14 protein-coding genes are annotated in these 13,997 nt (G+C 71.1%); 5 read left to right on the top strand and 9 right to left on the bottom strand.

What is annotated here, in order from left to right:
• Positions 1 to 6 precede the first annotated feature (6 nt).
• The 3 genes from ACIQTT_RS11195 to ACIQTT_RS11185 all read left to right on the top strand — a co-directional run bounded on the left by ACIQTT_RS11195 (position 7) and on the right by ACIQTT_RS11185 (position 2,616).
• The gene (locus ACIQTT_RS11195) at positions 7 to 1,326 is read left to right on the top strand and encodes an ATP-binding protein (RefSeq protein ID WP_402789639.1); all 1,320 of its coding nucleotides are present in this window, start codon (positions 7 to 9) and stop codon (positions 1,324 to 1,326) included.
• A 231-nt stretch (positions 1,327 to 1,557) separates the two neighbouring features.
• A complete protein-coding gene (locus tag ACIQTT_RS11190; protein ID WP_402789636.1) occupies positions 1,558 to 2,367 on the top strand; it encodes a hypothetical protein in 810 nt (269 codons plus the stop codon).
• A gap of 30 nt (positions 2,368 to 2,397) precedes the next feature.
• Entirely contained in the window at positions 2,398 to 2,616 is a 219-nt protein-coding gene (locus ACIQTT_RS11185; protein ID WP_402789634.1) for an RNA-binding S4 domain-containing protein, read from the top strand.
• Between the two features lie 12 nt (positions 2,617 to 2,628).
• Here the strand turns inward: ACIQTT_RS11185 and ACIQTT_RS11180 are convergent, their stop codons facing one another.
• The 5 genes from ACIQTT_RS11180 to ACIQTT_RS11160 form a co-directional block, all read right to left on the bottom strand.
• Complete coding sequence (locus tag ACIQTT_RS11180) at positions 2,629 to 3,189, bottom strand: dihydrofolate reductase family protein (protein WP_402789631.1); 561 nt, start codon at positions 3,187 to 3,189, stop codon at positions 2,629 to 2,631.
• 177 nt (positions 3,190 to 3,366) lie between these two features.
• Positions 3,367 to 4,725 carry an O-acetylhomoserine aminocarboxypropyltransferase/cysteine synthase family protein gene (locus ACIQTT_RS11175; protein WP_402789628.1) on the bottom strand — a complete coding sequence of 453 codons (1,359 nt, stop codon included), beginning with the start codon at positions 4,723 to 4,725 and terminating at the stop codon, positions 3,367 to 3,369.
• Entirely contained in the window at positions 4,722 to 6,104 is a 1,383-nt protein-coding gene (locus tag ACIQTT_RS11170; protein WP_402789625.1) for an NtaA/DmoA family FMN-dependent monooxygenase, read from the bottom strand. The genes ACIQTT_RS11175 and ACIQTT_RS11170 overlap by 4 nt, the downstream gene beginning before the upstream one ends.
• The gene (locus tag ACIQTT_RS11165; RefSeq protein ID WP_402789622.1) at positions 6,101 to 7,426 is read right to left on the bottom strand and encodes an LLM class flavin-dependent oxidoreductase; all 1,326 of its coding nucleotides are present in this window, start codon (positions 7,424 to 7,426) and stop codon (positions 6,101 to 6,103) included. Before ACIQTT_RS11165 ends, ACIQTT_RS11170 begins: the two co-directional genes overlap by 4 nt.
• Entirely contained in the window at positions 7,423 to 8,457 is a 1,035-nt protein-coding gene (locus tag ACIQTT_RS11160; RefSeq protein ID WP_402789619.1) for an LLM class flavin-dependent oxidoreductase, read from the bottom strand. The genes ACIQTT_RS11165 and ACIQTT_RS11160 overlap by 4 nt, the downstream gene beginning before the upstream one ends.
• 181 nt (positions 8,458 to 8,638) lie before the next feature.
• On the opposite strand from ACIQTT_RS11160, the gene ACIQTT_RS11155 reads away from it, so the two are divergent.
• Both ACIQTT_RS11155 and ACIQTT_RS11150 read left to right on the top strand, forming a co-directional pair.
• Positions 8,639 to 9,121, top strand: a complete 483-nt coding sequence (locus ACIQTT_RS11155; RefSeq protein ID WP_402789616.1) for a DUF427 domain-containing protein — start codon at positions 8,639 to 8,641, stop codon at positions 9,119 to 9,121.
• A 4-nt stretch (positions 9,122 to 9,125) separates the two neighbouring features.
• Entirely contained in the window at positions 9,126 to 10,361 is a 1,236-nt protein-coding gene (locus ACIQTT_RS11150) for a catalase (RefSeq protein ID WP_402789614.1), read from the top strand.
• 280 nt (positions 10,362 to 10,641) lie between these two features.
• On the opposite strand, the gene ACIQTT_RS11145 is transcribed toward ACIQTT_RS11150, so the two are convergent.
• The 4 genes from ACIQTT_RS11145 to ACIQTT_RS11130 form a co-directional block, all read right to left on the bottom strand.
• Positions 10,642 to 11,025, bottom strand: a complete 384-nt coding sequence (locus tag ACIQTT_RS11145) for a type II toxin-antitoxin system VapC family toxin (protein WP_402789611.1) — start codon at positions 11,023 to 11,025, stop codon at positions 10,642 to 10,644.
• Positions 11,022 to 11,288 carry a hypothetical protein gene (locus ACIQTT_RS11140; RefSeq protein ID WP_402789608.1) on the bottom strand — a complete coding sequence of 89 codons (267 nt, stop codon included), beginning with the start codon at positions 11,286 to 11,288 and terminating at the stop codon, positions 11,022 to 11,024. The genes ACIQTT_RS11145 and ACIQTT_RS11140 overlap by 4 nt, the downstream gene beginning before the upstream one ends.
• Positions 11,289 to 11,519: 231 nt before the next feature.
• Entirely contained in the window at positions 11,520 to 13,082 is a 1,563-nt protein-coding gene (locus ACIQTT_RS11135) for an ATP-binding cassette domain-containing protein (RefSeq protein WP_402789605.1), read from the bottom strand.
• Positions 13,079 to 13,996 (bottom strand): ABC transporter permease, encoded by a 918-nt coding sequence (locus tag ACIQTT_RS11130; RefSeq protein WP_402789602.1) that lies wholly within the window; start codon positions 13,994 to 13,996, stop codon positions 13,079 to 13,081. The genes ACIQTT_RS11135 and ACIQTT_RS11130 overlap by 4 nt, the downstream gene beginning before the upstream one ends.
• Position 13,997: the final 1 nt, after the last annotated feature.

The raw sequence follows: 13,997 nt of genomic DNA, 5'->3' as shown, positions 1-13,997 counted from the left end.
CGGTCGGTGCGCGGCCGCACCACCCTCGCCGCGACGGTCGTCGTGGCGGTGGCGCTGGCGATCGGAGCGGTGTCGTTCTACGGCATCCTGAGCGGGAGCATCCATTCGGCCACCGAGCGCTCCGCCGAGCAGCGCCTCGACGAGCTCACCGAACGGCTCGACCAGCCGGGCGGACGCGGGCCCGACGGCGCCGACGGCCTCGGCGATCTCGGGGGGCTCGACGACGAGATCGTGCAGATCATCGCCGACGATGGGTCGGTGCGCGCCGCCAGCGAGGAGGCGCGGGACACCCTCGGCTCGACCGCCCTGCCGACCACCGACGACGCGATCACGATGACCATCGACGACGAGCCGATGCTCGTGCTGTCCGACGACCTCGACGACGACCGGACCCTCGTGCTCGCCGTGTCGATCGAGAACGACGCCGAGACCCTGTCGACCGTGGCGGTGCTGCTCGCGGTCGCCGTTCCGCTGCTGTTGCTGCTCGTCGCCGTGACGACGTGGCTCGTGACCGGGCGTGCGCTGCGGCCGGTCAGCCGCATCCGCGAGGAGGTCGACGGCATCACCGCCGAACGCCTGCACCACCGGGTGGCGGTGCCCGACTCCGCCGACGAGATCGCGGCACTCGCGACGACCATGAACGGCATGCTCGATCGGCTCGACGCGTCGGCGACGGCTCAGCGACGATTCGTGTCGGATGCTTCGCACGAACTGCGCTCGCCGCTCGCCGTGATCCGACAGCACGCCGAGCTCGCCCAGGCCCACCCTTCGACCACGAGCATCGGCGAGCTCGCGGAAGTCGTGTCGGACGAGGGGCTGCGACTGCAGGGCATCGTGGAGTCTCTGCTGCTGCTCGCCCGCCTCGACGAGGGTGCCGGAACCGTGCACGAACCGGTCGACCTCGACGACATCGCGCTCGGCGAGGTGCGACGACTGCGCGCGACGGGCGTGGAGGTCGACGGCTCCGGCATCCGCGCCGCCCGCGTCTCCGGCGATCCGCGCCTGCTCGGTCAACTGCTGCGCAACCTCGCCGACAACGCCGCCCGGCATGCGCACGGTCGCGTGGCGATCGGGGTCGCGCCCGCCGACGGGTACGTGTTCGTGACGGTGGAGGACGACGGCGCGGGTGTGCCGGTCGACGAGCGTGAGCGGGTGTTCGAGCGCTTCGTGCGGCTCGACGAGGCCCGCAGCCGCGACGCCGGCGGCAGCGGACTCGGTCTCGCGATCGTGCGGGGCATCGCCGCTGCCTCGGGCGGAACGGTCGTCGTCGACGACTCCCGCTGGGGCGGCGCACGGTTCGTCGTGACGCTGCCGCTCGCGCGGTAGGCCGGGCGTCTCGGGGCGGGCCGCTTCGACAGGCTCAGCGACCCAGTTCCGTCAGCGGCCCGGCTCCTTCGGCGGGGCGCTTCGACAGGCTCAGCGACCCAGTTCCGTCAGCGGCCGAGCCCACGGGGTCCCTGAGCCCGTCGAAGGGCCCCACCGCACGGAGCCGCGTTCCTGAAGACCGCTTCAGGACGCTTCAGGGTGGCTTCAGCGGTGCCGCGGGAGCATGAAGCCATGAACGACAAGACCCCGAACCCCGACCAGACGCCCGAGTCCACGCCCGACGCTCAGACGGTCCCCGTCACCCCGACGACGGATGCCGCGGCGCCCGCCCCGACCGCGACCCCGGCGGAAGCATCCGCTGCTCCCGCCCCGAAGCCCGGCCGCAAGCGCGCCCTCCTCATCGGCGGAGGGATCGCGGCGGCCGTGGTGCTCGCCGGCGGCGGCGTCGCGATCGGAGCCGCGATCGGCGACGAGTTCGGCGACGACGACGACCGCCCCTCGATGTCCGACGGCCCGCGCCACGACGACGACCGCGGCGACGCCCGCGGCGACGCCCGCGGTCAGGACGATCGGGGCGACCGCTCCGACGACGGCGCACCGCAGCAGGGCGGCCCCGTGACCGGAATCGGCTCGGGCTCCGCCGACGAGATCGTCGAGATCGCGGATGCCGCCCGCGGCGCCGCCGACGGCGAGGTCACCTCGATCGACGCGAAGCGCGACGGCACCTGGGAGGTCACGCTCGAGACAGCATCCGGCGACGAGTCCGAGGTGCGCGTCACCGCCGACCTCGCGGCCCGCATCGTGTCGACGGATGCCGCCGACGGTGACGACACCGGCCCGTCGCTGACCCTCGACGAGGCGACCATCCGCTCTCTGGTCGCCGCCGCGCTCGACGAGGCCGAGGGGCTCATCACCGACCTCGACGTCGACGACGACAGCGTCAGCCCCTACGACGTGTCGGTACTCACGAGCGACAACCGCTCGATCGACATCGACCTCGACAGCGCCTTCGCCGTCGTCGGCACCGACCTCGACGACTGAGGCCCGCGCCGGGGCGGATACGATGCAGGGATGAGCGCTATCGACGACGTCTCCATCGGCGGTGAGGTGATCCGCCTCGGCCAGTTCCTGAAGTTCGCGGGACTCATCGACTCCGGCGGCGACGCGAAAGAGGCGATCATCGACGGCTTCGTGAAGGTCAACGGTGAGGTCGACCGCCGCCGGGGCCGCCAGCTGCGCGACGGCGACCTGGTGTCGTTCGAGGCCCGCACGGTGCGCGTACGCCCTTGACCCCGGTCGTCGTCAAGCGCGAGCGACCTGATACCTCAGGTACATCAGGCCACCGTCGAATCGGTGCTCGTCGATCAGGTCGAGATCGAGCCGCACCCCGTCGGGGAAGAACCTGAGTCCGCCGCCCACGATGCCCGGCCCGATGAACATCTGGAACTCGTCGACCAGCCCCGCGCGGATCGCCTCGCCCGCGATCGTGGGGCCGTCGATCGTGAGATCGTGCGACAGCTCGTCCTTCCACCGCGCGATCACCTCCGGGTCGAACTCGCGCTCGATGCGGGTGCGGGCGCTCGACACCTCGGTCAGCGTGCGCGAGAAGACGATCTTGTCGGCCTTCTGCCAGCTCAGGGCGTAGTCGATGCCCTCCTGCGGCTGGTCGGGCTCGAGGTGCGCGGTCTCCCAGTACGACATCGTCTCGTACATGCGCCGGCCGTACAGGTAGGTGCCGACGTCGTCGAACCGTTCGGTGATGAAGGCGTGCACGCCCGGGTCGAGCGCCCAGTCGAATCCGCCGTCCGGACCGCTCGCGTACCCGTCGAGCGACGTGATCATGGAGTAGATGAGGCGTCCCATGGGGCGACGGTACCCCGCCCGATCGGGCGGCGATAGGGGGTACACGGCGGCGGGGCCCTTCGACAGGCTCAGGGACCCAGTTCCACCACCCGCCTGGGTCACTGAGCCCACCCGCCTGGGTTGCTGAGCCTGTCGAAGCGTCGCAGGCGCCCACGAGAAGACGGGCGGATGCTCCGCTCAGACCGCGAGCAGCCGCCGCGGCGAGAGCGCCTCCACCACCGGCACCTCCGCGGGCGCCGATGACGCCCCCGCGACCCCCGCGACCTCACCGAGCGCCCGATCGAGATCCGCGACCAGGTCGTCGAGGTCTTCCAACCCGATCGACAACCGCAGCAGACCGGGGTGGATGCCGGCGGCGGCGAGCTCTTCGGCATCGCGCAGCACGTGAGTGGTCGTCGCGGGGTGCAGCACGAGGGAGCGCACGTCGCCGAGATGGGTCATGCGGGTGAAGACGCGCAGCGCGTCGGTGAAGGCGCGGGCGCCGTCGACCCCGCCCCGCACGGTGACGGCCAGCACCGCCCCGAACCCGCGCGTGAGATAGCGCCGGGCGACGGCGTGGTGCGGGCTCGACGGCAGTCCACCGTAGTCGACGGATTCGACCTGCGGATGCCCCTCCAGCCAGCGCGCCAGGTGCAGCGCCGAGTCGGACTGCCGCTGCACGCGCAGCGACAGCGTCTCGATCCCCTGCAGGATGAGAAAGGCGTTGAGCGGCGACGGCACCGGCCCGTACCGCATCGCGACGCGGCGGGCGAAGTCGAGGAACGCGGTGTGCGGCGAGCGCTCGGCGAAGGTGAGGCCGTCGGGCCCGGGCGTGCGGGCGATCTGCGGGTAGGCGTCGGCGTGGGCTGCCCACGGGAACGTGCCGCCATCGACGATGACCCCGCCGAGAACGGCGCCGTGCCCCGCGAGGAATTTGCTCGCCGAGTGAACGACGATGTCGGCGCCGTCTTCGAGGGGCCGCAGCAGGTAGGGCGTCGCGAGGGTGTTGTCGACGACGAGCGGCACCGCGTGCCGATGGGCGAAGCGGGCGAGTGCCGCGACGTCGAGCACGTCGTTCTTGGGGTTCGGGATCGATTCGGCGAACACGACGCGGGTGTTCGGACGGATGCCGCGCTCCCACGCCGCGAGGTCGTTCGGTTCCGCGACGAAGTCGACGGTCACGCCGAGACGGGCGAGGTCGTCGCGGAGCAGTTCGCGGGTGCCCTCGTAGATGCTCGACGAGGAGAGCACGTGGTCTCCCGCCGACACCAGGGCGAGGATCGAGGTGGCGACCGCGGCCTGTCCGCTGCCGACGAGCAGCGCCCCGGATCCCGACTCGAGATCGGCGATGCGGCGTTCCGCTGCAGCGTTCGTGGGGTTGCCGACGCGCGTGTAGCTGAAGCCGTCGTCGGTGCCCGCGAAGCGGGCATGCGCCTGGTCGAAGTCGTCGAACACGAAGCCCGCACTGAGATGGATGGGCGTCGCGCGCGGGGCGTGCGTGCCCTGACGCTCCTCACCCGCGTGCAGCTGCCGCGTGCTGAACCCGAGGCCGGTCATGAGAGCACCGGCTCGCGCAGCGTCGGCTCGGCATCCGCGGCGGAGTCCGGCACCCGTCGCTCGGGCCGTGCGCGACCGAAACGCTCGCCGAGCGTGCTCTCCTCGTAGGAGCGGCGGGTGAGGCCCCGCAGCTGGAGCTCGGGCACGACCCGGTCGACGAACTCGCGGAACCCGGTCGGCTGCGTGAGCGCCTGCACGACGAAGCCGTCGGCCGCTCCCTCCTCGAACCGCTCCTGGATGTCGTCGGCGATCTCGAACGCGGTGCCGACCGACACCGACTCCCAGAACGACTCGGCGTACAGCTCGCGCGCCGTCAGCCTCTCGCCCGCCTGCAGCCGCGCGAGGCGGCGATTCGGCGACTTCGACTCGTTGGCGATGCCGGCCGCGCCACCGGATCCGCTGTCGAAGTCGAGCGCGATCACGGCATCCGGATCCGCGCCCAGCACCTGACCGATCGAGTGCGCGACGTCTTCGACGATCAACGCATCGGGCGTCGTCGCGAGGATGCGCGCGGCCTCGGCCCGGGCATCCGCCGCCGTCTCGCCGACCACCGGACGGTACTGCGGCAGGATCGCCACGTCTCCGGGGTCGCGCCCGTGGGCGACCACGCGCGCCTTGAGCCCGGCGTAGAACCGCTGCGCCTCGGCGAGCGGCAGCGAGCGGGCGAACACGGCATCCGCTGTCGCCGCCGCCAGTTCCTGCCCGGCCTCCGATCCGCCGGCCTGGAAGAGCAATGGATGCCCCTGCGGAGGTCGCGCGATGTTGAGGGGCCCGCGCACCGCGAAGTGATCGCCCCGGTGATCGGTCACGTGCAGCTTCCCGGGGTCGGCGAAGAGTCCGCTCTTGCGGTCGGCGAGGATCGCGTCGTCGGCCCAGCTGTCCCAGAGCAACTGCACCACGTCGACGAACTCCCGCCCGCGCTCGTAGCGCAGCGCGTGGTCGAGGTGCGCGTCACCGCCGAAGTTGCGGGCCTCCTCCGGGTAGCGCGAGGTCACGAGGTTCCACGCGGCGCGTCCGCGGCTGATGTGGTCGAGCGAGGCGAGCGCGCGGGCCACGTGGTACGGCTCGTTGTAGCTGGTCGAGACCGTGGCCGCGAGACCGATCCGGCTCGTGCGCGCGGCGAGAGCCGACAGCAGCGTGAGCGGTTCGAGCCGGGTCTGCCCGTAGTGGTCGACGCCCGAGGGGAAGCGATCCCAGAAGTACAGGCCGTCGGCGAGGAAGAGCGTGTCGAAGATGCCACGCTCGGCGGTCTGCGCGAAATCGGCGTAATAGTCGATGTCGACGTGCCGGTGCGGCTCGGCGTCGTCGTGACGCCAGCCCGAGACGTGCGACCCTCCCGGGTGGAAGAGGAAGGCGGCGAGGAGCAGTCGACGGGTCATGCGGCGTACCTTCCGGCGGGGCGGGCGAGGCCGAGGTTCTCGCGCAGGGTGTCGCCCGCGTACTCCCCCGGGTAGATTCCGTGATCGGTCAGGCGGGGCACGATGTGCTCGACGAACCGGGTGAGGGTGTCGGGAAGGGTCGGCGCCATCAGGATGAACCCGTCGGCCGCACCGTTCTCGTACCTCTCGATGAGGTGGGCGGCGAGGGAGTCGGGGGTGCCGACGGTGAAGCGGCGGCGCAGCACCTCCCACGCCAACTCCCGCAGCGTGTAGGTGCGCTGCGCGAGCAGGTCGGCGATCGCCTTGTACCCCGATTTCGACTGGTTGAAGTTCTCGTGGTCGAAGTCGAAGGTGAACGTCTCGTCGACGTCGCGTTCGCCCAGGTCGACGCCCAGGTAATGCGCGAGCAGGTCGACCTGCACCCGCTCGGGAGTGAGCTCGGCAAGCTCGCGGAACCGCTCCTCGGCATCCGCGTCGGTGTCGCCGATGATCGGCGAGAACCACGGCAGCACCTTCAGATCATCGGCTCCGCGGCCCGCGGCGAGCGCACGCCGCTTGTAGTCGTCGTAGAGCTTCTGCCCCGAGGCGAGCGATCCGCCGCCGAGGGTGAAGACGGCATCTGCGGTGCGGCCCGCCAGCGCGCGGCCGGCCTCCGAGGCCCCGGCCTGGAAGAGCGGCGGATGCCCCTGCACCGGGCGAGGGATGTTGAGCGGTCCGCGCACGGCGAAGTGCTCGCCGCGATGTTCGAGCACGTGGAGCTTCGAGCGATCGGCGTAACGCCCGGAGCTCTTGTCGAAGACGAAGGCGTCGTCGTCCCACCCGTCCCAGAGACCGTTCACGACGTCGACGAACTCGGCGCCGCGCTCGTAGCGGATGCCGTGGTCGAGGTGCGTGTCGCGACCGAAGTTGCGGGCCTCCTCGTCGCTCGCGCTGGTCACCAGGTTCCACGCCGCGCGGCCGTGGCTGAGGTGGTCGAGCGAGGCGAGCTTGCGGGCCACGTGGTACGGCTCGTTGTAGGTGGTCGAGACCGTGGCGGCGAGCCCGATCTTCGTCGTCAACTGCGAGAGCGCGCTGAGCAGGGTGAAGGGTTCGAGGCGCACGTTCGTACCGTGCTCGATGCCCGAACGGAACCGATCCCACACGTACAGCTCGTCGGCGAGGAACAGGGTCGCGAAGCGCCCCGCCTCGGCGGTCTGCGCGAAGCGCGTCCAGTAGTCGAGGTCGAGGTACGACGACGCGTCGGCGCCCGACCTCCAGCCGGTGATGTGCTCGCCGCCCGGGTAGAACACCCCGGCCGCGAACACGAGCGGTGCGCGGCTCATGCGGCCACCTCCCGGCGGATCGCCGCGTTCAGCGCGGGTGCGACATCGGAGGTGAAGAGTTCGAGGGCGTCCTTCTGCTGCTCGAGCGAACGGTAGAGGCCGTCGAGCTGCAACTGGATCTGCGTCGTGTGGGCGAACGCCGGATGGGTCGCGATCGACGCCGCGATGTCATCGGCGGTGCCGTAGTGCAGGTTGAGCCGCTCGGCGATCTGCGCGGTCGAGTCGGCCTGCGGCAGGAAGTCCCGGGCCCACTGCCACTTGGCGATCAACCCTTCCTCGGCCTGAGCGAGGGCTTCTTCACGGGTGCGGCCGGGGAAGATCCACGTCGACAGCCCGAGCCGCGGCACCGCCCCCTCGGCGAGACCCCGGTGGTACGCCTCGGCCGAGACCTCGCCCGGCACGACCTGGGTGGTGCCGATGAGCACGCCCTCGCCGCGCTGCCCGGTCTCGTACGCGCTCTGCGCGGTGAGGGTCGCATGCCAGATGCGGTCGGCGAGGCCCGGCCGCGCCGGCGCGATCACCTCTCCGTCGACGGTCACCGCCTCGCCGCGCAAGGCACCGGCCAGCCGATCGACGGCCTCGAGGTAGGCCCGGCGGCTCTGCGTGCGATCACCGATATGCGGGATGCCGAAGGCGGATGCCGTCTGCGGTTGCCCGCCGTTCGCGAGCCCCAACTCCAGACGCCCCCCGCTCAGCGCATCGAGCACCGCGGCATCCTCCGCCACCCGCAGCACCTGCTCGAGCGGAAGCGTGATCGCCGCCGTGCCCAGCCGCAGCGTCGAGGTGCGCGCGGCGAGCGCGCCCAGGAACACGAACGGCGACGGCAGGCCACCCAGCCGCCCGGCATCCGGTTTCGCCAGATGGAACTGACGCACCCACGCCGACCCGACACCCAGCCCCTCGGCATGGACGAACAGATCGAGGTAGTCGAGATACGTCTGCTCGACCGCGCCGCGATGATCGGCGAGGTGCGCGAACAGACCGATGTGCAGGGACTCGGTGACGCCGGCGGGCGAGTGGGTGGTTGACATGGCGCCACGTTAGGGCGGCCCCTCGACGAGCGGAACGGTGCGGTTCACGGGGCGTCAACACCGGTCACGCGGCGACCGCGCGCGTCATCCGAGGTCATGTGTCGTCACCGGGAGGAACCATCGTCGCGCGATCCGGGCGACGGGACTTGGATGGGCGTGTCATTCGACCGAGGAGGAGACGATGCTCGAACCCACCGCGACGCTCGCGATCCAGCACGCGACCTTCCTCTTCGGCGCCCGGCCACACCGAAGGAGGAACACCATGACCGATTCCGCCGTGCTCGACGCCCCCGGCATCGCCACCAACGGCCTCGTGCACCTGACAGCGCACGAGGGAACGGTGGAGGTCTGGAGCGCAGGCGAACGCATCGCCACCAGCTCGAACGTGATCGAGCTGCACGAGGTCGACGTGCCCACGCGGCTCTACTTCCCGCGGGGCGATGTCGACCTCACCCGGTTGCGCCGCGTCGAGAACACGACGTTCTGCCCGTTCAAGGGCGTCGCCAGCGACTACTGGGCCCTCGCCGACGGTGCGGATGCCTCGCCCGTCGCGTGGTCGTACCCCGAACCCATCAGCGCATTCGCGCCCATCGGCGGGCACATCGCGTTCTACGACTCGCTCGAGATCCGCCCTGTGGGCGACGGCCCCGGCGCGAAGGCCTGACCCGGTGAGCACGGGGACCATCGCGCGTCGTGCCGATTACCCGGCCGCCGACCCCGGACCGGTCCCCGTGCGTATCCGCCACTCGAAGGGCGGCGGCGCGCTCGGCTTCTTCGAGACCACCGGCGACGTGCGCGCCTTCACGCACGCGGGGCTCTTCCAGCCCGGCATCCGCACCGATGTCGTCGTGCGCTTCTCGGCGACGCTCGGCTACCGCGGCAGCCGCGAAGCCTGGCGCGACCTGCGCGGCTTCGCCGCGAAGTTCCTCACCCCCGACGGCGAGTACGACCTCGTCGGCAACAACTCCCCCGTCTTCTTCCTGCGCGACGAGTCGAAGTTCGCCTCCCTCGTCGTCGCCCACAAGATGTACCGCGACGGCACGGTCTTCGACTACGACCGGCTCTGGGACTTCTGGACCCGCAACCCCGAGTCGGCGCACCAGGTGGCCTGGCTGCTGAGCGACCGCGGCATCCCGCGCTCGTGGCGGCACCAGGACGGCTTCGGATCGCACACCTTCCAGTGGGTGAACGCCGCCGGCGAGCGGTTCTGGGTCAAGTACCACCTGCGTACCGATCAGGGGATCGCGAACCTGTCCGACGACGAGGCCGACGCGATCCAGGCGACCGAGGTCGACCACCAGCGGAACGACCTGCGCGCCGCGATCGACCGGGGCGAGCATCCGTCGTGGACGCTGTCGGTGCAGATCATGCCCGACGACGACGCCCGCACCGCGGCGTTCAACGCCTTCGACCTCACCAAGACCTGGCCGAAGGCGTCGTACCCGCTGATCGAGGTCGGGCGCCTCGTGCTCGACCGCAACCCCGACGACGAGGTCGCCGAGATCGAGCAGGCGGCCTTCGCACCGTCGAGCTTCGTGCCCGGCATCGGGCCCAGCCCCGACCCGATGCTGATCTCGCGCATCGACAGCTACTGGCGCTTCCACCAGCACCGGGTGCAGGAGGGGGTCGCCAGCCGCGTGGTCGCGCCGTTCACCGCATCCGCCCCCGGCTGGGACGACGACCTCGCCGCGCGCGCCCGGGAGTGGGACGCGGGCGACGACTTCCGGCAGGCCGGCGACCTCGTGCGGAACGTGCTCGACGACGCCGGCCGGGCGAGGTTGCGCGGAGTGGTGGTGTCGCAGCTCGCCGAGATCACCGACCCGGCGCTGCGCGAGCGCGCCGTGGAGTTCTGGCGCCGCATCGACGCGGCCGAGGGCGCGGCGATCGCCGACGCCCTCGGGTGACTCTCTCGCTGCGCGGAGGAGCCCGTCGTCTCGCTGCGCGGTTCCTGAGCGAGGAGCGAAGCGACGAGACGAAGGACGCGGGCCCAACTCAGGACGGTTGTCCCAGATCGGGTCGGATTCGATCGGTTCGCCCTTGTCGACGTCGGTTTGTCCTGAGTTAGGGACGCATCGGCCGGCATGACTCCTCAGAAACGGCGCACTGAGCCCCCGAATCCGGCCGGATCGGCGCGATGCGCGCGCGTTCTGAGGACTTATGCGCACGGTTGCTCTGCGACCGGGGTCAGAGTGCGCCGACGAGAAGGCCGGATGCCGAGGCGACGGCTGCGAGGCGCCCATCGAAGGTCGCGAGCGGAACAGCGTGATGCTGCGCCGTAGCCAAGACGCACGTGTCGGGCATCTTGAGCCTGTGCGTTGCACGGAGCCGCGCGAGCTGGAGCGCCTCGTCGGGCCCCGCACCGACCTGCTCCACACCGATCGATCGCAGATCTCGCAGAACGGTCGAGTCGATGCCCAGGAGTGCCGGGCCGACCAGCACCTCGGCCAGGGTGAGCGGGTGCATCAGGTACTGCGGCGGGTTGCGCTTGAGCAGCTCGATGGCGGCGACGTGGTGCGCATCGTTCTGGTTCAGGAAAGCGATCGCCACCGAGGCGTCGAGAACGATCACTCGTCCCAGTCCTCGCGCAATTCTTCGAGGTATCGGACCGGATAGACGGCGCTGTAACGGCCGGCGATGACGTCGATGCGTTCGCGTCTGCTGCTTTCCGCGCCCGAGACCCGCGCCTCGATCACTCGCGCGCCCTCGTCGAGAAGGCGGAGCAGCAGGACGCTCTCCCGGACCTCGTCCGGCCACTCGCGACGAGCGACCTCGATCGCATGCGCTACCTGGGGCGTGTGCGTGATGTTGGTGCGCGGATGCTTCGTGGGCATGAAGAAAGTGTAACACCGCAGGGGAGGTGCGACACCGAACTTCTCGCGGCCACAGCTCAGGACAGATGCCGGTCGAACGGCGGGACCAGCCATTTCCAGGCCTTCGGGTCGGGTTTGTCCTGAGTTAGGGACGCATCGGCCGGCATGACTCCTCAGCAACAGCGCACGGAGCCCCGAAACCGGCCGGATCGGCGCGATGCGCGCGCATTCTGAGGAGTCGTGGGCGCGGGCCTACGCGGCGATGACGTCGCGGAGACCCCGCGTGGTCTCGCCGCGCAGGCTGCGGGCGGCATCCACGAGGGATGCCGAGTACGGATGCCGGGGCGCACCCAGCACGTCGTCGACCGCTCCGGTCTCGACGATGCGCCCGCCGTTGAGCACGGCGACGCGGTGCGCGATGCGGCGAACGACGGCGAGGTCGTGCGTGATGAAGAGGTACGACACCCCTGTGCGCTCCTGCAGCTCGACGAGCAGGTCGAGCACGCGCGCCTGCACGCTCACGTCGAGCGCCGAGGTCGGCTCGTCGCACACGACGAGGGGGCTGCGTCCGGCGAACGCCCGGGCGATCGCGACGCGCTGCTTCTGGCCGCCGGAGAGTTCGTCGGGCAGCTTGTCGAGCACGTCGCCCGGGAGTCCGGTCGAGAGGGCGAGCGCCTCGGCATCGGTGTCCCCGCGCAGCAGCTGGATCGATCGAGTGAGCGTCTGCCGCACGGTGCGCCGCGGGTTGAGGGAGGCGTCGGGGCTCTGGAACACGAACTGCACCGGAACGGCGTTCGCGGCATCCGAACCGTCCAACGACACCGTCCCCTCGGCGCGCGCGAGCCCCGCGATCACCCGGCCGAGCGTGGTCTTGCCGCTGCCCGATTCGCCGACGAGGCCGAGCACCTCGCCGCGGCCGATGTCGAGGTCGACGCCGTCGAGCGCGAGGTGCGCGCCGTAGCGCTTCGTGACTCCGCGCACCGACAGCAGCGGCTGCGCGTGCTCGGGTTCGACGGGCCGCGACCTCGCCTCGAGCGAGGGGACCGCATCGACCAGCAGACGCGAGTAGGGGTGCAGCGGGGCGTCGACGACGCCGGCGGCCTCGCCGTGCTCGACGAGGATCCCGCGCTCGAGCACCCCGATCCGCTCGGTGTGGCTCGCCACGAGCGGCAGGTTGTGGCTGATCAGCAGCGTCGCGAAGCCGCGCTCGCGGCGCAGACGGTCGACGAGCGCGATGACTTCGGCCTCGACCCGGCTGTCGAGTCCGGTGGTGGGTTCGTCGAGGATGAGCAGGCGCGGGTCGGCGGCGAGCGCCATCGCGATGACGACGCGCTGCTGCTGCCCTCCGGAGAGCTCGTGCGGGAATCGGTGAACCAGCGAGGCGGGGTCGGGCAGACCGACGTCGGCGAACGCGGCGATGGTCGCCGTCCGCGCCGCCGCCGAGCGCAGCCCCTGCAAACGGTACGTCTCGGCGACCTGGCTGCCGACCGACCGGGTCGGGTTGAGCGCCCGCGCGGGCTCCTGGTAGACGAAGCCGATCGAGCCTCGACGGTACTCGCGCAGCGCGCACGGCCCGAGACCGAGCACGTCGTGCTCGGCGACGGTCAGCCGCTCGGCACTCACCCGTGCCCCCGCCGGCAGGTAGCGCGCCAGAGCGAACGCGATCGTGCTCTTGCCCGACCCCGATTCCCCCACGAGTCCCAGCGATCCACCGGGCTCGATGTCGAAGTCGACGCCGTCGACGGCCCGCCGCCGCTGCCCCTCGACCTCGTAATCGACGGTCAGTCCGCGCACGCTCACCAGTGGCTCGGTCATCGTCGGAACACCTCTCGGAAGTTGTCTGCGATCAGGTTGAGGGAGACCACGAGCGAGGCGATCGCGAGGGTCGGAAACGCGAGCGTCCACCACGCGGCCTGCAGGTAGGTGCGGTTCTCGTTGACCGCGAGCCCCCAGTCGGGCGACGGCGGTGCCGAGGCGAGTCCGAGGAACGACAGCGATGACGAGATGAAGATCGCGCCGGCCACGCTCAACGTCGCCTGCACGAGCACCTGCGGCCAGACGTTGGGCAGCAGCTCGCGGAAGACGATCCGCCCGGCGCTCTCCCCCTGCACGCGCGCACTGGTCACGTACTGCTTGCCCATCTCGACGAGCACCGCGGCCCGCACGATGCGGGCGATGCCGGGGCCGAAGAGGATGCCGACCGCCACGATGATGGTGGGCGCGCTGCCCCCGAAGGCGCCCACGATCACCAACAGGAAGATCAAGGTCGGCAGGGTGAGGAACACGTCGAACCCGCGCATGAAGATCTGGTCGACCCACCCGCGGCGATAGCCGGCGATGAGTCCGAGGGTCGATCCCAGGGCGGTGGCGAGCGCCGCCCCGATCGGTCCGACCAGCAGCGCCGGTTCGGCCCCGGCGAGCACGCGGGCGAACACGTCGCGACCGATGCGGTCGGTGCCGAACCAGTGCTCGGCGCTCGGCGGCGAGAGACGCGCGCCGCTGTCGGCGAACGGCTCCAGTCCGACGAGGCGCCAGCCCACGGCGGCCGCCACCCAGAACAGCACGATGAGCGCACTGATCACGAAGGTCGGTCGGCGCAGGAGAGCCGCCCAACGACGGGGCCGCGGCGAGCGCGCGGCGGGACGACGGATGCCGGTGGCGACGGCATCCGTCTCGATGATCTCGACCGCGGCCGGGTCGGCACCGCGCACCGCTTCGGTGAGTGCCATG

The organism is Microbacterium sp. NPDC090225 (assembly GCF_044772365.1).
Taxonomy (GTDB): Bacteria; Actinomycetota; Actinomycetes; order Actinomycetales; family Microbacteriaceae; genus Microbacterium.
The sequence above is the reverse complement of the archived record's forward strand: the minus strand, read 5'-3'. Positions and strand labels throughout refer to the sequence as shown.